This is a genomic window from Streptomyces roseolilacinus (genome assembly GCF_014649335.1).
GTDB lineage: Bacteria > Actinomycetota > Actinomycetes > Streptomycetales > Streptomycetaceae > Streptomyces > Streptomyces roseolilacinus.
The window spans coordinates 26,351-44,949 of record NZ_BMSV01000007.1; the positions used below are offsets into that span (position 1 = coordinate 26,351).

At 72.9% G+C, this 18,599-nt stretch carries 16 protein-coding genes and 2 tRNA genes; 16 read left to right on the forward strand and 2 right to left on the reverse strand.

Features of this window, described 5'->3' with window-relative positions; translation table 11 throughout:
- Positions 1–47 precede the first annotated feature (47 nt).
- The 6 genes from IE106_RS17775 (at position 48) to IE106_RS17800 (ending at position 7,570) form a co-directional block, all read left to right on the forward strand.
- A complete protein-coding gene (locus IE106_RS17775) occupies positions 48–2,195 on the forward strand; it encodes a hypothetical protein (RefSeq protein ID WP_189535151.1) in 2,148 nt (715 codons plus the stop codon).
- Between the two features lie 200 nt (positions 2,196–2,395).
- Entirely contained in the window at positions 2,396–3,511 is a 1,116-nt protein-coding gene (gene proB, locus IE106_RS17780; RefSeq protein ID WP_189535873.1) for a glutamate 5-kinase, read from the forward strand.
- Positions 3,512–3,633: 122 nt separating this feature from the next.
- Positions 3,634–4,149 carry a DUF8830 family protein gene (locus IE106_RS17785; RefSeq protein WP_189535153.1) on the forward strand — a complete coding sequence of 172 codons (516 nt, stop codon included), beginning with the start codon at positions 3,634–3,636 and terminating at the stop codon, positions 4,147–4,149.
- 167 nt (positions 4,150–4,316) lie between these two features.
- Complete coding sequence (locus tag IE106_RS17790) at positions 4,317–5,618, forward strand: glutamate-5-semialdehyde dehydrogenase (protein WP_189535155.1); 1,302 nt, start codon at positions 4,317–4,319, stop codon at positions 5,616–5,618.
- Positions 5,619–5,705: 87 nt separating this feature from the next.
- Positions 5,706–6,254, forward strand: coding sequence for an SCO2584 family spore wall biosynthesis protein (locus tag IE106_RS17795; RefSeq protein WP_189535157.1), 549 nt, complete (start codon positions 5,706–5,708; stop codon positions 6,252–6,254).
- A gap of 98 nt (positions 6,255–6,352) precedes the next feature.
- Complete coding sequence (locus IE106_RS17800) at positions 6,353–7,570, forward strand: SCO2583 family membrane protein (protein WP_189535159.1); 1,218 nt, start codon at positions 6,353–6,355, stop codon at positions 7,568–7,570.
- Between the two features lie 178 nt (positions 7,571–7,748).
- Here IE106_RS17800 and IE106_RS17805 read toward each other — a convergent pair whose 3' ends face one another.
- Positions 7,749–8,828, reverse strand: a complete 1,080-nt coding sequence (locus tag IE106_RS17805; RefSeq protein WP_189535162.1) for a M48 family metallopeptidase — start codon at positions 8,826–8,828, stop codon at positions 7,749–7,751.
- A gap of 214 nt (positions 8,829–9,042) precedes the next feature.
- On the opposite strand from IE106_RS17805, the gene IE106_RS17810 reads away from it, so the two are divergent.
- The 8 genes from IE106_RS17810 (at position 9,043) to IE106_RS17845 (ending at position 13,690) form a co-directional block, all read left to right on the forward strand.
- Positions 9,043–9,207: a hypothetical protein gene (locus IE106_RS17810; protein WP_189535164.1), complete on the forward strand. Its 165-nt coding sequence runs from the start codon at positions 9,043–9,045 to the stop codon at positions 9,205–9,207.
- A 53-nt stretch (positions 9,208–9,260) separates the two neighbouring features.
- Entirely contained in the window at positions 9,261–9,881 is a 621-nt protein-coding gene (gene nadD / locus IE106_RS17815; protein WP_189535165.1) for a nicotinate-nucleotide adenylyltransferase, read from the forward strand.
- A gap of 19 nt (positions 9,882–9,900) precedes the next feature.
- A complete protein-coding gene (locus tag IE106_RS17820; RefSeq protein ID WP_189535167.1) occupies positions 9,901–11,757 on the forward strand; it encodes an LCP family protein in 1,857 nt (618 codons plus the stop codon).
- 69 nt (positions 11,758–11,826) lie between these two features.
- Complete coding sequence (gene rsfS, locus IE106_RS17825; protein ID WP_373295964.1) at positions 11,827–12,294, forward strand: ribosome silencing factor; 468 nt, start codon at positions 11,827–11,829, stop codon at positions 12,292–12,294.
- Positions 12,291–12,944 carry a histidine phosphatase family protein gene (locus tag IE106_RS17830; RefSeq protein ID WP_189535875.1) on the forward strand — a complete coding sequence of 218 codons (654 nt, stop codon included), beginning with the start codon at positions 12,291–12,293 and terminating at the stop codon, positions 12,942–12,944. The genes rsfS and IE106_RS17830 overlap by 4 nt, the downstream gene beginning before the upstream one ends.
- A gap of 73 nt (positions 12,945–13,017) precedes the next feature.
- A tRNA-Ala gene (locus IE106_RS17835) sits at positions 13,018–13,090 on the forward strand.
- Between the two features lie 198 nt (positions 13,091–13,288).
- A complete protein-coding gene (locus tag IE106_RS17840; RefSeq protein WP_189535171.1) occupies positions 13,289–13,453 on the forward strand; it encodes a hypothetical protein in 165 nt (54 codons plus the stop codon).
- Between the two features lie 3 nt (positions 13,454–13,456).
- Entirely contained in the window at positions 13,457–13,690 is a 234-nt protein-coding gene (locus IE106_RS17845) for a hypothetical protein (protein ID WP_189535173.1), read from the forward strand.
- On the opposite strand, the gene IE106_RS17850 is transcribed toward IE106_RS17845, so the two are convergent.
- Positions 13,669–14,952 carry a glycosyltransferase 87 family protein gene (locus IE106_RS17850; protein WP_189535175.1) on the reverse strand — a complete coding sequence of 428 codons (1,284 nt, stop codon included), beginning with the start codon at positions 14,950–14,952 and terminating at the stop codon, positions 13,669–13,671. The genes IE106_RS17845 and IE106_RS17850 overlap by 22 nt on opposite strands.
- A gap of 143 nt (positions 14,953–15,095) precedes the next feature.
- On the opposite strand from IE106_RS17850, the gene IE106_RS17855 reads away from it, so the two are divergent.
- Both IE106_RS17855 and leuS read left to right on the forward strand, forming a co-directional pair.
- A tRNA-Ala gene (locus tag IE106_RS17855) sits at positions 15,096–15,168 on the forward strand.
- Positions 15,169–15,684: 516 nt separating this feature from the next.
- Entirely contained in the window at positions 15,685–18,552 is a 2,868-nt protein-coding gene (leuS, locus tag IE106_RS17860; protein WP_189535177.1) for a leucine--tRNA ligase, read from the forward strand.
- Positions 18,553–18,599: the final 47 nt, after the last annotated feature.

Genomic DNA, 18,599 nt, shown 5'->3' on the forward strand with positions numbered 1-18,599 from the left:
AAAAACCTTGTGAAACAACCGGCATCCCCGTCTGGAGCAGGTTCTACGTGATTTCGACCGTCATTCGACTGGCCCGGGTGGGCAGCGGGTCGGAGCTGGCCGCGGCAGTCCTTCTGGGACTCGGATATCCGTGTGTCGCGCTCGCCGCGCTGATCCCGAACATCTGGCTGTTCGCGGGAGCCGGCGCCGTCACCTACGCCGCCGACTGGTACCTGCACCAGAAGAAGAGCTACCTGGTCAACCGGCTCAACAGCGTCCGCGCCGGACTGCCGATCCGCTTCCTGCTGCGCCAGCTGCTGCTGATCCTGCTCCTCGCCCGCGAGAACCTCGCGGAGCAGCCGGTGTTCTACGCCACGGTCGCCTGCTTCCTCCTCTTCTACGGACTCCAGGCCCCGCACGGCGCGCTCACCACGCTCATCCGGCTCCGCCGCACCATGCCGGTCGTCACCCGCAACGTCGACCTGCACGGCGTGCGCATCCCGGACGCCCCGCCGCGCGCCCTGCTGCGGCGCGCCGGCGAGAAGATGCTGCACCTCGACGTCCCCGCCGTCGTCGGCGTCGTCGCCGCCGTCGTCACCGGCCGGGACGTCCTCGCCTACGCGGGCGTGGCCGCCACCCTGGGCCTCGGCGTGCTCTACGTCCTGCTGCTCCTGCCGTACGTGCGCCGCAAGCGCCGCGTCCCGGGCGCCGGCGCCGTCCTCAAGGCCGTCGACACCTGGCTGCGCGAGTACCAGCCGACCGTCGCGCTGTACTTCTCCGGCTCCTCCGAAGCGGCCTACCAGGTCAACATGTGGCTGGACACCATGGAGCAGGTCGACGGCCGGCCGATCGTCATCATGCGCGAGCCGAACCTCGTCCGGAAGCTGAGCGACACCTCCGTACCCGTCCTGTGCATCCCCGGCGGCCAGCACACGATGGCCCGCGACTGGTCGATGCTCCGCGTCACGCTGTACCCGGCCAACGTCGGCAAGAACATCCACATGCTGCGCGTGCCGACCTCCAAGCACGTCTTCATCGGCCACGGCGACAGCGACAAGCTCGCCAGCGTCAACCCGTTCTCCAAGGTGTACGACGAGGTGTGGACCGCCGGCCAGGCCGGCCGCGACCGGTACGCCCTCGCCGACGTCGGCGTCCGCGACGAGGACATCGTCGAGGTCGGCCGCCCCCAGCTCGCCCCCATCCAGCGCTGGACGGGCACCCCGAAGAACCCGATCCCGACCATCCTGTACGCCCCCACCTGGGAGGGCTGGGACGGCGACCCCGGCAACACCTCGCTGCTCCTCGCCGGCGAGAACATCGTCAGGCGGCTGCTGGACGCGCCGGGCCCGGTCCGCGTCATCTACAAGCCGCACCCCTTCACCGGCCTGGTCAACAAGAAGGCCAAGGCCGTCGACGAGCGGATCCGCGCGATGGTCACCGAGGCCGCCGCGCGGCGCGCGGCCGACCCGCGCTGGGCGCGCGAGGCCGCCGCGGCGCAGGCCGGACAGGCCGCCGCCCGCGCCGAACTGGCCCGGATCGAGGCCCGTCTCGCCGCCCTCGCCGACCCCGGCCGCAAGGGCACCGACGAGGCCGAGACCTCCCGCGTCTCGCTCGCCGACCCGCACCGCCTCGCCGAGACCAAGCGACTGCGCGCCGAGTGGAACGACGCCTACTGGCGTTCGTTCGGCTGGTGGGAGCACCGCGTCGTCACCGGCGCCCGGCCCCACCTGTACGACTGCTTCAACGAGTCGGACGGCATGGTCTCCGACATCTCCAGCGTCGTCTCCGACTTCATCGCCAGCGGCAAGCCGTACGCGGTGACGGACTCCGCCGGGATCGGCGCCGACGAGTTCCGGCGGCAGAACACCGCCGTGCGGGCCGCGGTCGTCCTCTCCAACGACGCCGCCGAGCTCGACGAGCTGCTCGCCGCCGTGGCCGACCCGGCCGCCGACCGGATGGCGCAGGAGCGGCGCGCCCTCAAGCAGTACCTGCTCGGCCCCGACGAGCCCACCTCCATGGAGCGCTTCAACGCCGCGGTGCGGGCGCTGGCCGCCAGGGCGGAGGCGCGCAACGCGGGCGTCGCGCAGCGGCTCGCCGGGCAGTCGATCGGCGAACTGGACCGCGAGGACGGCGCGGCGCCGCTCGGCGCGGCGGACGACGACCCGGAGGCCGTGGCGGAGGAGAGGGACGCGGCCGAGCCCACGGCGGTCGGCTGACCGGCGCGGCGGAAACCACGCGTCCGCCCGGGTCCCGGACGGCCCGTACGAGCCCTGCGAGGAGCCCGTACGGGCCGTCCCGCGTACCGGGCCGGTGACCCCGCGCCGGGTGTCCAGGAACCTGTCCACCGGGTGGAACACGCGCGCGTCGACCCGCCCGGCTGGCATAGATTCACCACGTGACCATGGCAAGGCAGCACGTGACGGAAGCCCGCAGGATCGTCGTCAAGGTCGGCTCGTCCTCCTTGACCACCGCCTCGGGCGGCCTCGACGCGGACCGCGTCGACGCGCTCGTCGACGTGCTCGCCCAGGTCCGCGGCCGCGGCGAGCGGGAGGTCGTCCTCGTGTCGTCCGGCGCCATCGCCGCCGGCCTCGCGCCGCTCGGCCTCGACCGGCGCCCCAAGGACCTCGCCCGGCAGCAGGCCGCCGCCAGCGTCGGCCAGGGCCTCCTCGTGGCCCGCTACACCGCGTCCTTCGCCCGCCACGGCGTACGCGTCGGCCAGATCCTGCTCACCGGCGACGACATGAGCCGCCGCGCCCACTACCGCAACGCGTACCGGACGCTGGAGCAGCTCCTCACGATGGGCGCCCTGCCGATCGTCAACGAGAACGACACGGTCGCCACCGACGAGATCCGGTTCGGCGACAACGACCGGCTCGCCGCGCTCGTCGCCCACCTCGTCCGCGCCGACCTGCTGGTGCTGCTGTCGGACGTCGACGGCCTGTACGACGGCGACCCGAGCCGGCCCGGCACGTCCCGGATCGAGGAGGTCCGCGGACCGGAGGACCTGGCGGGCGTCGAGATCGGCTCCGCGGGGAAGGCCGGCGTCGGCACGGGCGGCATGGTCACCAAGGTCGAGGCGGCCCGGATCGCGGCGGCCGCGGGCATCCCCGTCGTCCTCACGTCGGCCAGCAGCGCCGCCCACGCCCTCGCCGGGCGGGACACCGGCACGTACTTCCACCGCACCGGGCGCCGCTCCGCCGGGCGGCTGCTGTGGCTCGCGCACGCCTCCGCCCCGCAGGGCTCCCTGACCCTCGACGAGGGCGCCGTACGGGCCGTCGTGCACGGGAGGAAGTCGCTGCTGCCCGCCGGGATCGCCGCCGTGGAGGGCGAGTTCGGCGCCGGCGACCCGGTCGAGCTGCGCGACCCGCAGGGCCGGCCGGTCGCGCGCGGCCTCGTCAACTTCGACGCCAAGGAGATCCCCCAGCTCCTGGGACGCTCCACCAAGGAACTGGCGAAGGAGCTCGGACCGGCGTACGAGCGGGAAGTCGTACACAGGGACGATCTGGTCGTCCTGCACCCCTGGAACGGCTGAAAGTCGGGTCAACCACCGGGGACCTTCACCAAAACCGCCCCATGTTCCGCTCGGGACTGGTCAACTTTGTCTGGGGGGCAAGTGGGGTGACAGCACGACAACGCATCAACAGGAGGCCGCCGGTGAGACGAGCGCGCCCAGGGGCCGTGCCCCGCGGGACGACCGAACGTGCCTTGACCAGTGTCGAGGCCGGGGCCGATTTCGACGACGCCGCGCTCCGGTCCGGGACCGGTGAGGGCGCCATCGCCAGGACGGGTGCGGGCACGGGGGCGGCCGACCGCACCTCGGACCGCCCGGTGTCCAAGCTGTGGCACATCACGCTCAGCGTGTCGGGCCGGGAAGCCCCGCTGCAGGAGGTCCGGCGGGCGCTCGAGCAGCTCGCCCACGACCATCCGTTCCTGCTGACCAGCAGATACGCCAACGACCACGCCGAGATCCGGTACTGGGAGGAGGCCCGCGACCTGCACGACGCGGCCGCCGTCGCCCTGCGCCTGTGGGGCGAGCACCGGCAGAGCGCCAAGCTGCCGCCGTGGGAGATCGTCGGCCTGGAGGTCATCGACCGCGAGACGTACCACCAGCGCATCGCCGAGGGGTACGGGCCGCCGCCCGCCGCTCCCGTCGGCGTGCACCCGTACTGATCCGGCCACACTCGCCCCGGGGCGCCCCCGGCCGGGGCGGCCCGGGGCGCGAGCCCGCGGGTCGCCTCCGCCCGAGCACCCCGGTGGGACCCGGCGGGGTGTCTCGTAGAGCGGGACGGAGCGGGACATATGAGGGATGCCCGCGGGGAGCGCATTACCCTGCGGGCATGACCTCGCAATCCGCCTCTCCCTCCCTGAACCCGTACGACGGCATGTCGCCGGTGGCGCAGGCCGCCTACCGGGCCCGTGCGGCCGCCGCCGACATCGCGCCACTGCCGCGCGCGGCGAAGGACGACGCGCTGCTGGCCATGGCCGACGCCCTCGAAGTCCGCACGGCCGAGATCGTCCGGGCGAACGCCGAGGACGTGGCCCGGGCCCGGGAGGCCGGCACCAGCGAGTCCGTCGTCGACCGGCTGACCCTCACCCCCGAGCGGGTACGGGCCATCGCCGCCGACGTCCGGCACGTCGCCGCGCTCCCCGACCCGGTCGGCGAGGTCGTGCGCGGCTCCACCCTGCCCAACGGCCTGGACCTGCGGCAGGTCCGCGTCCCGCTCGGCGTGGTCGGCATCATCTACGAGGCCCGGCCCAACGTCACCGTCGACGCCGCCGCCCTCTGCCTGAAGGCCGGCAACGCCGTCCTGCTGCGCGGCTCGTCCTCGGCGTACTCCTCCAACACCGCCCTGGTCCGGGTCCTGCGCGACGCCGTCGGCGGCGCCGGTCTCCCGGCGGACGCCGTGCAGCTCGTGCCGGGCGAGTCGCGGGACTCGGTGCGCGAGCTGATGAGGGCGCGCGGCCTCGTCGACGTCCTCATCCCGCGCGGCGGCGCGTCGCTGATCCGCACGGTCGTCGAGGAGTCCACCGTCCCCGTCATCGAGACCGGCACCGGCAACTGCCACGTGTACGTCGACGCCCGGGCGGACCTCGACATGGCCGTCGACATCCTGATCAACTCCAAGGCGCAGCGCGTCAGCGTGTGCAACGCCGCCGAGACCCTCCTCGTCCACCAGGACATCGCCCCGGAGTTCCTGCCGCGCGCCCTGGACGCCCTCGCCGAGGCGGGCGTCACCGTCCACGGCGACGAGCGGGTCCTGCCGTACGCGGAGGGCTCCAAGGCCACCGTCGTCCCGGCCACGCCGGAGGACTGGGAGACCGAGTACCTGTCGTACGACATCGCCGTGGCCGTCGTCGACTCGCTGGACGCCGCCGTCGGCCACATCCGCCTGTGGACCTCCGGGCATACCGAGGCGATCGTCACCACCTCGCAGGCGGCCGCCCGCCGCTTCACCCAGTTGGTGGACTCCACGACGGTGGCCGTGAACGCCTCGACGCGGTTCACCGACGGCGGCCAGTTCGGCTTCGGCGCCGAGATCGGCATCTCCACCCAGAAGCTCCACGCCCGCGGCCCGATGGGTCTGCCGGAGCTCACGTCGACGAAGTACATCGTCACCGGCGACGGTCACATCCGGTAACCACCGCCGTGCGGGCCCCGTGCCGAGGCAGGGGGAGGTTGCGCACTCTCCCTGCCGAACGGCGCCGTCCCGGTCTACTCTGAGCACGTGCCGGACGACGTGGGGGGCAAGCCGTTCCCGGACGGCTGGGAGCCCGACGACGACCGCGGAGGCGCCGACGAGGACTTCGCCTCCGTGGTGTTCGACGAGGCCTTCGTACGAGCCGCCGAGATCCACGAGCCGACCGCCGTCGAGCGGCTGCTCGCCGCGGCCCAGGCCCGCGCCGACGCGGACGCGGCCAGGGCGCGCGGCGGCCGGCCGCCCGACGGCGACCCGTACGGCCCCGACGCGCGCAGCGGCCACGACGACCGCGACGACGATCCGTACGAGTCCTACGACCCCTACGGGCCCTATGGCGGCGCCCTCCGCCCGTACCGCCCCCACACGCGCTGGTACCGTCCCGTCGCCTGGCTCGTCGCCCTCCTGATGGGTCTCGGCATGGTCGCCCTCGCCTTCACCGCCGTGTACCGCAGCTCCTCCGGCGACCGTGACGAGCAGGTCCCCACCCCGGCCAGCAGCGACGTCGGCCCGGACAGCGCCCCCTCCGGCGCCGGCCGATCCGCCCCACCGGTCCCGGCGGCACCCGCCGCCCCCTGACCCCCCCGGGCCCCACCGCCCCCGGCTCGTGGACGGCGCTTTCGACCCGGCGTCCGGCAGGGCGTTTACCCGGCCCCCCGCCGACCCACCCTGAAGGTATGGCAGGGAGTGTCGACCCGCCTGACGGGACGCCCGACGGCACACCGGAGGGGTTCCCCGGCAGGGGCGAGGACGAGTACCGGCCCGTCGTCTTCGACGAGTCCTTCGTCCGTGCTGCCCGCCTCCAGGAACGGTCCGCCCGGGAGCGCATGGACGACGACGCCCCTGCCGTCCGCAGCCGACCCGACGCCGACCACGACGGCCTCGACCCGGCTCTCGACCGCGACGCGGAGTACGAGTACGCCTACGACCTCGACCGCCGCCACCACTGGCGCACCACCCGCCGGCGCGTCCGCGGGCGGCGCCGTGGCCACGGGCACACGGCGGGGACACGCGTGGGCGCCCTCATCCTCGTGCTGCTCGTCGCGACGGTCTTCGCCGCCGCCATCCACCTCGGATCCCGCTACCCGTACCAGCCCTCTCCCGACCCGTCCGCCGAACCCCTGCGCACCACCCTCGTCGCCCTGACCCCCACCGGCCCCGTGCCGGGCGGCCGCCCCGGCGACCTGTACGCGCGCAGCCCCGCCGCGCAGTACCGCCCCGGCGCCGCCGGCGTCGCCCTGCCGCCCGCGCGGCGCACCGCGCACTTCTCGGAGGGGCAGGTCATGACCGCCCTCACCACGGCCAAGGACTTCCTCGTCCGCTCCTCCCTCGACCCCGACGTCCTCGCCGGCACCACCGCCCGTCCCGTGCGGCTGCTGCTCGACCCGGACCAGCACCCCCAGTTCGACCGGAGCGTCGATTCCCCGGCCGCCGACGGGAGCCACGCCACCGGCGGCTGGCTCGTCCGGTTCGACCCTGCCCGCGTGGCCCTCGCCGACCCCGGCGTCCGCGTCCGCGGCACCCTCCGGGTGACCGAGGCGTCCGTCGACACCCTGGAGATCACCTCCGACCACACCTTCGCCTACGCGCTGCGCCCTGCGGACCCGGGCACCGGACCCGACGGCGCCTCCCTGTTCACCGTCCGCCGCGAACTGCGCTTCCGCTTCGACCGCGACGACCTGCGCATGCACCGCGCCGAGCTGGTCACGAGCCATCTCCAGGCCGGCCCCATGGACTGCTCCGCCGACCTGTCCGGCGCCCTGCGGCCGCTCCTCGCCGGCCGGCGCCCCACGACGGCGGTCCCGCCGGCCACCGACCCCTACGCCCCCACGCCGGTCGCGGCCACCCGCCTGTGCGCCGCCCTGTCACCCGACAGTCAGCCCTCCCCGCCCTGAGCCCGGTGCCGGGGGACGGTCCCGGGTGGCTCGTCGCGCGCCACACCCGCCCCGGTGCCCACCCGCCGCACCGCCGGGACGGGCGCGGCGCACGGCAGGGCGGGGCGATGCCGGCCCGTGAGGCGGACGGGCCCCCGAACCGGCGACCCGGCCCGGGGGTCCCGCCGCGCGGACCGGATCAGGCCGTGTCCGGGCCCTTGCCCTTGCCGTCGTCGCCGGTGCCGGGGCGGTCCCCCGAGGCGCCGGTGAACTTCCCGAAGAGCTTGCCGCCCAGGTCACCGGCGCCGCCGGCTATGTCGCCGACCAGCTTCATCAGCGGGTCCCTGCTCCCGCGCACCGTGTCCGCGTAGTGGTTCGCGGACTCGCGGAAGGAGTCCGTGACCGACGTGTCCCCGTCCTCCGACCGCCGCGGGTAGTGGCCGTCCATGATCCGCTGGTAGTCGCGGCTCTCCGACCACTTCTTCAGCTCGGCCGCCCGCACGGTCGTGAACGGGTGGGAACGCGGCAGTACGTTCAGGATCTTCAGCACCGAGTCGCGCAGGTCGCCGCCCGCTTCGTACTCCTCCGCCTGCGCGAGGAACGCGTCCACGTTCATCTCGTGCAGGTGGTGCCCGCCCGCCAGCTTCATCAGGCCGCGCATCGACGCCCGCAGGTCCTGGCCGACCAGCAGGCCGGCCCGGTCCGCCGACAGCTCCGACTTGCGGAACCACTCCCGCAGCGCCGTGACGATCGCCATGACCGCCACGTTGCCCAGCGGGATCCACGCCACCTTCAGCGCCAGGCCGGTGAGGAACAGCAGCACCGTCCGGTACACGGAGTGGCCCGAGAGGGCGTGGCCCACCTCGTGGCCGACGACGGCGCGCATCTCCTCCTCGTCCAGCAGGTCCACCAGGCCCGTGGTGACCACGATGATCGGCTCGTCCAGGCCGATGCACATCGCGTTGGGCCTGGGGTCCTGCGTGACGTACATCGGCGGGACCTTCTCCAGGTCGAGGATGTAGCAGGCGTCCCGCAGCATGTCGTGGAGGTGGGCGAACTGCGCGTCGCCCACCCGCACGGAGTCCGAGAGGTACAGCAGCCTCAGGCTGCGCTCGGGCAGCAGGCCGCTCAGTGCCTTGAACGCGGTGTCGAAACCGCTGAGCTTGCGCAGGGCGACGAGCGCGGAACGATCCGCGGGGTGCTCGTAGGCGCGGGAGGAGATGCCGGGAAAGCGCCGGCGCGTACGGCTCGGCACGTTCTCATGGCCGTTCTCTGACATGGTTGCCCCCATTTTCGTACGAGATCCGACTCGTCCCCCTGACAGACCTCAGCGTAGGCGGTGCTCCGGAAGACCGCCGAGGCTGTGGATAACGGCCTGTGGACAACGGCCCGTGCCGAGAGAACGCCTGAGTCGGCGTGAGGGTGCCCGCACCGCCCGCATACGATGTGCGCGAAGTCTCCGCTCCGACTCCGATGGATTGGTCCCGCAGAAGATGAGCAGCCTCCACACCACCGCCGCCCACCTGGTCACGCTTGCCGAGGGCTCCGGGCACGGCGGCAACCACGAAAGCCTCAACCCCTACCTCACCGGCGGCGGCGCCCTCCTCGCGCTGCTGCTCCTGCTCTGGGTCACCACCCGCTTCAACCGCGACCGCTGAGCCGGCGTCCGCCGGGACCGGGCCGCACCGCCGTGCCGTTAGGCTCTGCACGCATGGGAGAGCAGGAAGTGCCGAGAAGTCCCGGCAAGCGACGCCTGGGCGTGATGGGTGGGACGTTCGACCCGATCCACCACGGACACCTGGTGGCCGCCAGCGAGGTGGCCGCCCTGTTCCACCTCGACGAGGTGGTGTTCGTGCCGACCGGGCAGCCGTGGCAGAAGAGCCACAAGACGGTGTCCCCGGCCGAGGACCGCTACCTCATGACGGTCATCGCCACGGCGTCGAACCCGCAGTTCTCGGTCAGCCGCATCGACATCGACCGGGCGGGCCCCACGTACACCATCGACACCCTGCGGGACCTGCGCTCCCTCAACCCGGACACGGATCTGTTCTTCATCACCGGCGCCGACGCGCTGTCACAGATCATGCCGGGCTGGCGCAACGCCGAGGAGCTCTTCTCCCTCGCGCACTTCATCGGGGTCACCCGCCCCGGCCACGACCTGTCGGACGACGGCCTGCCCAAGGGCGGCGTCTCCCTCGTCGAGGTGCCCGCGCTCGCCATCTCGTCGTCGGACTGCCGGGAGAGGGTCGAGCAGGGCGATCCCGTCTGGTACCTGGTGCCGGACGGTGTGGTGCGCTATATCGACAAGCGCCAGTTGTACCGGGGCCAGTGAGCCACGGAGAGGGGCACCGGTGAACGACCAGAACAGCCACTACGACCCGTACTATCCGCCGCAGCCGCAGATCGTCGGCTACGACGAGTACGGGCAGCCGGTGTACCAGCAGGCCCAGCAGCCTTCCCAGCCCCAGCACACCCAGCAGCAGGGCTACGGATACGGCTACGACCCGTACACGCAGGCCCCCCAGGCGTACCCCGACTCCCAGGCGTACCCCCAGAACCAGCAGGACCAGCAGGACCAGCAGTACCAGGGGTACGAGGAGCAGGGACAGCCGGGCCACGGCGGCTACGACCCGTACGGCACCCAGCAGTGGCAGGCCCCCCAGGCCCCGCAGGCCCCCACCCCCCAGACCCCGGCCCCCCGGCCCCCTGCTGCCCGGCCGCCGGCACGGCCCGGCCGGGCGGCCGGGCCCGAGGGCGTGCCCGGACAGCGCCGCCCCGCCGCCGGCCCCCAGGACCCCGCCGCCCCCGAGCCGTCCGCCGAGCGCCCGGCCGGCGGCGGTCCGCGCGCCGACCGGGACACCCGCGAGCCCCAGGGCCGACGCGAACCCCAGGGCCGCCGCGACGGCCGTGACGCCCGGGAGCAGCGGGACGCCGGTGACGGCGGGGACTACCGGACCGAGCAGTTCGCCTTCGTCGACGAGTCCGACGAGGAGTCCGAGGACGCCATCGACTGGCTCAAGTTCACCGAGAGCCGCTCAGAGCGCCGCGAGGAGGCCAAGCGGCGCGGCCGCAACCGGGTCGTCGCGCTCTGCGTCGTCCTGGCCCTGGCCCTCGTCGGCGGCGTCGGCTACCTCTGGTACGCGGGGATGCTCCCGGGCCTGTCCACGCAGGACGCCCAGCAGGGCGGCGCCACCGCGACCGGCCCGCAGAAGCGCGACGTGATCGTCCTCCACCTGCACAACACGAAGGACGAGGCCACCTCGACGGCCCTCCTGGTCAACAACGCCACCACCAAGCAGGGCACCACCGTCCTGCTGCCGAACGCCCTCGCCGTCACCAACGACGACGGGACGACCACCACCCTCGGCAAGTCCGTCGAGGACGACGGCTCCTCCGGCACCCGCGAGGCCATCGGCTCCCTCCTCGGCACCAGGATCACCGGTACGTGGCGGCTGGACACGCCCTACCTGGAGAACCTCGTCGAACTCGTCGGCGGCATCGACCTCACCACCGACACGGAGGTGCCCGCCGCCAAGGAGGGCGAGGCGCCGATCGTGCGGAAGGGCGAGAACCAGACGCTCGACGGGCGCACGGCCGTCGTCTACGCCACGTACCGCGGCCCGGGCGAGTCCGAGACGGCGCAGCTCCAGCGGTTCGGCCAGGTCGTGCAGGGGGTGCTCCGCAAGATGTCGGACGACCCCGAGAGCGCCACCATGACGATCCAGTCCCTGGCGCAGATCCTGGACCCCTCGCTCCCCGACAAGGACCTGGGCGCGTCGCTGGCCAAACTCGCCGAGCACGCCAAGACGGGCGCCTACAAGACCGCGCTGCTGCCCGTGCAGGGCGACGGGCGGCTCACCGAGGAGGCCACCCGCAGCGTGGTCGAGGACGTCCTCGGGGGATCCGTCACCGCCCCCGGGCAGGACTCCGTGATCCGGGTCGGCGTCCGCAACGCCAGCGGCAACGCCGACGCCACCGAGGCCGCGCGGATCGCCCTGGTCAACGGCGGCTACGCGGTCATCGACGGCGGCGCGGCGGACGGTACGGAGGGCACCACGGAGGTCGTCTACCGCGACGCCTCGCGGAAGGACGAGGCGGACGAGGTCGCCAAGACGCTGGGGCTTCCCGCCCGCGCCGTCCGCAAGGGCGAGGCGCCCGCGAACGCCGACGTCACCGTCGTCCTCGGCAAGGACTACGGGGCCGAATGACGGTTTGCCGGGCTGTCGGCGGCACGTGAGACCCTTGAGGTGTCCTTGACCGCCGACGAAAGCCTGCTTGTGACCGCCACCGACCGATCCATCGCGCTCGTCAACGCCGCCGCCCAGGCGGCCGCCGACCGACTCGCGCACGACATCATCGCGTACGACGTCAGCGACGTGCTGTCGATCACCGATGCCTTCCTGCTCGCCTCCGCTCCCAACGACCGCCAGGTCAAGTCGATCGTCGACGAGATCGAGGAGCGGCTGAACAAGGAGCTGGGCGCCAAGCCGGTGCGCCGCGAGGGCGACCGCGAGGCCCGCTGGGTCCTCCTCGACTACGTCGACATCGTCGTCCACGTCCAGCACAGCGAGGAGCGGGTCTTCTACGCCCTGGAGCGGCTCTGGAAGGACTGCCCCGAGCTGCCGCTGCCCGAGGACGCCGTGAAGACCCGGGGCAAGGCGGCCGAGCACGCCCGGCTCAGCGGCGCCGACGGCTCCGGCCCCGACGGCCTCCCCGGTGACGCGACGGACGGTGAGCTGCGCTGAGCGCCACCAAGGGCGGCAGGGGCCGCCGCATCGTGCTCTGGCGCCACGGCCAGACCTCCTGGAACCTGGAGCGCCGCTTCCAGGGCAGCACCGACATCGAGCTGACCGAGGCGGGCCTCGCCCAGGCGCGGCGGGCCGCCCGGCTGCTCGCCGCGCTCAAGCCGGACGCGATCATCGCGTCCGACCTCAAGCGGGCCGCGGACACGGCCGCCGAGCTCGCCGCGATCACGGGGCACCCGGTCGACCACGACGCCGCGCTCCGCGAGACGTACGCCGGCGTCTGGCAGGGACTGACCCACGAGGAGATCCTCACCCGCCACGGCGACGAGTACCGCGCGTGGAAGCGCGGCGAGCCCGTGCGGCGCGGCGGCGGGGAACTGGAGACCGAGGTCGCCGACCGGGCCGCCCCCGTCGTGCTGGAGCACGTCGGGAAGCTGCCCGAGGACGGCACCCTCGTCGTGGTCAGCCACGGCGGCACGATCCGCACCACGATCGGCCGGCTCCTGGACCTCCCCTCGCACCACTGGGAGAGCCTCGGCGGTCTGTCCAACTGCTGCTGGTCCGTCCTGGGGGAGGGCGCGCGGGGCTGGCGGCTGCTGGAGCACAACGCCGGCACCCTCCCCGAGCCGGTCCTCGGCGACGACGACTGACCCGGATTTCACTTTCGGGCAGGTGACAGGCTAAAGTTCTTCTTGTTCGCAGCGCGGAGCGCGAAGAACACGAGGGGCTATAGCTCAGTTGGTAGAGCGCTTGCATGGCATGCAAGAGGTCAGGAGTTCAATTCTCCTTAGCTCCACAGTCAAGGATCCCGTCCCCGTCAGGGGGCGGGATTTCTGCATGAGGGCCCTTGTCACCCGCCCTCCCGGGCCGTTCCCGGGCCCCGTTCCGGAATATGCCAGGACCGGTCGCCGGAGGTCCCTCCCGCCCCGCCGGGGCCATGGCAGAATCGGACGGCCGGAGGGGGCTACGGACCGGACGGGAGGGAGTGCGCGCGATGGCCGCCAGCAGATTCGAGGAACCCGCTGCCCGGCTCGTCACCCCACAGGCGCGCACCGACCTCATCTGCCCCGCCTGCGGTTCCCCGAGCGTCGCCCAGGTGCTCGGTGACAACGGCGGCGTGACCTACGTCTGCACGTCCTGCGGCCACAGCTGGAGCTGATCGATGGGTGCACACAGGCGGAAGTGCGACTGGTGCGGCAGTGGCACGCCGATCGTCCGCGACATGGATCCGGTCAACCCGGACTACCAGTACTGGTGCGAGGAGTGCGCACGGGCGCTGATCATAAAAGGCGACCCCATCGAGACGTACCGCGAACTCGAAGGGGAGCCGATCTACGGGCGCCTGCTTGACGAGCACTGCACCCTCAAGCGCTTCTACTCGTTCGCGAAGGCCTGAGCCCGCCCGGCGCCGAACCGCCCGCCCCCGGCCCGCGCCACCCACACGGCGAAGACGCCCAACAGCGCCAGCCCCAGCAGCGTGTAGAGGCCGGACAGCAGCATCTGCCAGCCGTTCTGGTGCAGTTCGAGCCGTACCGGCGCGGGGGCGTGCGGCACCCACCACAGCGCGAACGACCCGAACACCAGGGCCGTCCCCGCCGTCCACACCGGGCGTACGCGCGTGGCGAGGAGGATGAGCGCCGGCACGCACCACACCCAGTGGTGCGACCACGAGATCGGGCTCACCAGCAGCGCCGTCACGGCACACGCCACCACCGCCACCGGCCGGTCCCCGTGCAGCGCCGCGAGCACCGCCACGGCCAGTCCGGCGAGGCCCACCAGGGCCGCCGCGGCCATCCACCACACACCCGGGTCGGTCGTGTGCAGCAACCGCGCCAGCACCCCGCTCAGCGACTGGTTGGCGGTCTCCTCGGTACGGCCGACCCGGCCCGTCTCGAAGATCATCTCGGTCCAGAAGCGGCGCGAGTCGTACGGCAGGACCAGCGCCGACACGACCGTCACCACCAGGAACGCCGCCGTCGCCCGCACCGCGCGCCGCAGCCACTCGTTCCGCCACGGCGCCCAGCCGTCGCTCCGCGCGCGGGCCACCCCCACGACGAGCAGCAGCACCACGAAGAGGCCCGGTGTGAGCTTCACCGCGGTGGCGAGCCCGATGCCCACCCCCGCCCAGCGGCTGTCCGCCCGGCGCGTCAGGTCCCACAGCACCGCGACCGCCATCAGCAGGTTGATCTGGCCGTACCGGAACGTCTGCCACACCGGCTCGCACCACACCAGGACCGCCGCCAGCCACAGGGCCGCCCCCGGCCGCGTCCAGAACGCCCCGCCCCGGCGGAGCGCGGCCGGCCCGCCCGAGGCCACCAGCCGCAGCGACAGGTGCACCAGCGCCACCAGCAGCAGCAGGTTCCCGAGCGTGGCCAGCGTCCGCATCTCCGGTACGCCGACCAGGGTCAGCGGCGTGAACAGCAGCGCGGCGAACGGCGGGTAGGTCATCGGCAGGTTCGCCGACGTGGCCCGCATCGCGTACAGGTCCCCGCCCGCCAGGGCGGTCGCCCCCTCGGCCCGGTAGACCGACAGGTCGAGCATCGTCACGTGGGCGGCGCGCTGCGCGACCCAGAAGGCCGCGAAGGACAGCAGGCAGGTCCCCAGCGCGGCGAGCGGCAGGCTGTGGAGGCGGGTTCGGGCGGTCACGGTCGCGGTCACATGCGCCGACGCTACCCGCCCCGGCGGCTCCCGGCCGGGGCGGGGACGGACGATTTGGCGATCCACCGGGGGAACCGTGTAATGTTCTCTGTGTCGCCGCGAGGGAAACCCGAGAGGGAAACGAGCGGGGCGGCACACCGCAAGGGGCTATAGCTCAGTTGGTAGAGCGCTTGCATGGCATGCAAGAGGTCAGGAGTTCAATTCTCCTTAGCTCCACAGCCCGAGAAGGCGGGTCATCCGGTCGGATGACCCGCCTTCTCCCTGTCCGGCCCCAACCCCGGCCGCCGCCCGGCGCCTTGCGGTTCGACGGCGGCAGGACGAGGCGTTCCTCAGGCGCCTCCGCCTGCTCCGGGCGCAGCGCCTCCAGCGCCGCAGGGCCGCCCCGGCCGGTCCGCTCCACCGAGACGGCCGGTCGGCGAACGACCCGGGAACGCGCCGGTACGCGGGTGGCAGGTGCACGCGCGTAGCGCGACGGTCACGCCACCGCCCGTGTCCGAGGGGCGGGACGGCGCGATGCGGTCCGTGGGGGCGCTGCTGTACCCTGACGCCATGCGTGCCGTACGCCTTCTGCTTAGCGAGCCGCGCTGATCAGTACCGGCGGGTGAGAAATCCGCTCGGAATCGGCGCGGCGTCCCCTCCTGTGCGAGGGGCTTTTTCATTTCGCCGCACCTACGGAACCGGGGCGCGGCGGCGGCAGCGGGGCAGAGACGATCGATGGAGCTTCAGAGGATCATGACCGAGACGAATTCGGCTGCCGAGACGGCGGCCCCGCATCGTTATACGGCGGCCATGGCGGCCGACATCGAGGCACGCTGGCAGGACTTCTGGGACGCCGAGGGGACCTACGCGGCACCGAACCCGAGCGGCGACCTGGCGGGCGCCCCGGAGGCGGCCGCCCGGCCCAAGAAGTTCATCATGGACATGTTCCCGTACCCGTCCGGCGCCGGCCTGCACGTCGGCCACCCGCTGGGGTACATCGCCACCGACGTGTACGCCCGGTACCAGCGCATGACCGGCCACAACGTCCTGCACACGCTGGGCTTCGACGCCTTCGGCCTGCCCGCCGAGCAGTACGCCGTGCAGACCGGCACGCACCCGCGCGTGTCGACCGAGGCGAACATCGACAACATGAAGGCCCAGCTGCGCCGGCTGGGCCTGGGCCACGACAAGCGCCGGTCGTTCGCCACGATCGACCCGGACTACTACAAGTGGACCCAGTGGATCTTCCTGCAGATCTTCAACTCCTGGTACGACGAGGAGGCGGGGAAGGCCCGTCCGATCGCCGACCTGGTCGCCCTGTTCGAGAGCGGTGAGCGCGCCGTACCGGGCACCGCGCGCACGTGGGGCGAGCTGACCGCCGCCGAACGCGCCGACGTGCTGAGCGGCTACCGCCTGGCGTACGCCTCCGACGCGCCGGTCAACTGGTGCCCCGGCCTGGGCACCGTCCTGGCCAACGAGGAGGTCACCGCCGACGGCCGCTCCGAGCGCGGCAACTTCCCCGTCTTCAAGGCGAAGCTGCGCCAGTGGAACATGCGCATCACCGCCTACGCGGACCGCCTGCTGGACGACCTGGACGCGCTGGACTGGCCCGAGGCCATCAAGCTGCAGCAGCGCAACTGGATCGGCCGCTCCGAGGGCGCCCGCGTCGACTTCCCCGTCGACGGCGACGCGATCACCGTCTTCACCACGCGCCCGGACACGCTGTTCGGCGCCACCTACATGGTGCTGGCCCCCGAGCACGACCTGGTCGACCGGATCGTCCCGGACGCCTGGCCGGCCGGCACGCCCGCGCTGTGGACGGGCGGGCACGCCACCCCGGCGCTGGCCGTCGACGCGTACCGCAAGCAGGCCGCGGCCAAGTCCGACGTGGAGCGGCAGGCCGAGGCGAAGGAGAAGACCGGCGTCTTCACCGGCGCCCACGCCGTCAACCCGGCCAGCGGCGAGCGGGTCCCGGTCTTCATCGCCGACTACGTGCTGATGGGCTACGGCACGGGCGCCATCATGGCCGTCCCGGCGCACGACGGCCGCGACTTCGCCTTCGCGCGCGCCTTCGACCTGCCCGTGCGCTGCGTCGTCGAGCCGACCGACGGCCGCGGCACGGACCCGGCCGCCTGGGACGACGCCTTCGACTCGTACGACGCGAAGATCATCGCGTCGGCCAACGACGAGGTCTCCCTGGACGGCCTGGGCGTCGTCGAGGCCAAGGCGGAGATCACGCGCTGGCTGGAGTCCCGCGGCATCGGCGAGGGCACCGTCAACTACCGGCTGCGGGACTGGCTGTTCAGCCGCCAGCGGTACTGGGGCGAGCCCTTCCCGATCGTCTACGACGAGGACGGCGTCGCCCACGCGCTGCCCGAGTCGATGCTGCCCCTGGAACTGCCCGAGGTCGACGACTACGCGCCGCGCACCTTCGACCCGGACGACGCCGACACGCAGCCCGAGACCCCGCTGTCCCGCAACGAGGACTGGGTCTACGTCACCCTGGACCTGGGCGACGGCCCCAAGCGGTACCGCCGCGAGACCAACACGATGCCCAACTGGGCCGGTTCGTGCTGGTACGAGCTGCGCTACCTGGACCCGCACAACGCGGACCGGCTGGTCGACCCGGACATCGAGCGGTACTGGATGGGCCCGCGCGACGGCATGCCGCACGGCGGCGTCGACCTGTACGTGGGCGGCGCCGAACACGCCGTGCTGCACCTGCTGTACGCCCGGTTCTGGTCGAAGGTCCTGTACGACCTGGGCCACGTCTCGTCCGCCGAGCCGTTCCACCGGCTGTTCAACCAGGGCATGATCCAGGCGTACGTGTACCGCGACGCGCGCGGGATCGCCGTCCCGGCCGCCGAGGTCGAGGAGCGCGACGGCGCGTTCTGGTACCAGGGCGAGAAGGTCGGCCGCGTCCTGGGCAAGATGGGCAAGTCCCTGAAGAACGCGGTCACCCCGGACGAGATCTGCGCCGAGTACGGCGCCGACACGCTGCGCCTGTACGAGATGGCCATGGGCCCCCTGGACGTCTCCCGCCCCTGGGACACGCGTGCGGTGGTCGGCCAGTACCGGCTGCTGCAACGGCTGTGGCGCAACATCGTCGACGAGTCGACCGGCGAGGTCACCGTCGTCGACGCCGAGCCCGACGAGGACACGCTGCGGGCCCTGCACAAGGCCATCGACGGCGTCTCCCAGGACATGGCCGCGATGCGCTTCAACACGGCCATCGCCAAGATCACCGAGCTGAACAACCACCTGACCAAGGCGGGCGGCGCGGTGTCCCGGTCGGTCGCCGAGCGGCTGGTCCTGCTGGTCGCGCCGCTGGCCCCGCACATCGCCGAGGAGCTGTGGCGCAGGCTGGGCCACACCGGCTCCGTCGTCCACGAGGACTTCCCGGTCGCCGACCCGGCTTACGTCGTCGACGAGACCGTGACCTGCGTCGTGCAGATCAAGGGCAAGGTCAAGGCGCGGCTGGAGGTCTCCCCGTCCATCACGGACGCGGAGCTGGAGGCCCTGGCCCTGGCCGACCCGGCGGTCGTGGCCGCCCTGGGCGGCGCGGACATCCGCAAGGTCATCGCCCGCGCGCCGAAGCTGGTCAACATCGTCCCGGCGTGACCGGCCACCGGGTCCCGGCGTGTGACGTCGGCCCGGATACGGCTCCT

Bases quoted from the DNA above. Each gene is read 5' to 3' on its own strand.
- IE106_RS17790 (WP_189535155.1), top strand. From the start codon at position 4,317: ATGACCTCGCAATCCGCCTCTCCCTCCCTGAACCCGTACGACGGCATG.
- IE106_RS17800 (WP_189535159.1), top strand. From the start codon at position 6,353: ATGGCAGGGAGTGTCGACCCGCCTGACGGGACGCCCGACGGCACACCG.
- IE106_RS17805 (WP_189535162.1), bottom strand. From the start codon at position 8,828: ATGTCAGAGAACGGCCATGAGAACGTGCCGAGCCGTACGCGCCGGCGC.
- IE106_RS17810 (WP_189535164.1), top strand. From the start codon at position 9,043: ATGAGCAGCCTCCACACCACCGCCGCCCACCTGGTCACGCTTGCCGAG.
- nadD (WP_189535165.1), top strand. From the start codon at position 9,261: ATGGGAGAGCAGGAAGTGCCGAGAAGTCCCGGCAAGCGACGCCTGGGC.
- IE106_RS17840 (WP_189535171.1), top strand. From the start codon at position 13,289: ATGGCCGCCAGCAGATTCGAGGAACCCGCTGCCCGGCTCGTCACCCCA.
- IE106_RS17845 (WP_189535173.1), top strand. From the start codon at position 13,457: ATGGGTGCACACAGGCGGAAGTGCGACTGGTGCGGCAGTGGCACGCCG.
- leuS (WP_189535177.1), top strand. From the start codon at position 15,685: ATGACCGAGACGAATTCGGCTGCCGAGACGGCGGCCCCGCATCGTTAT.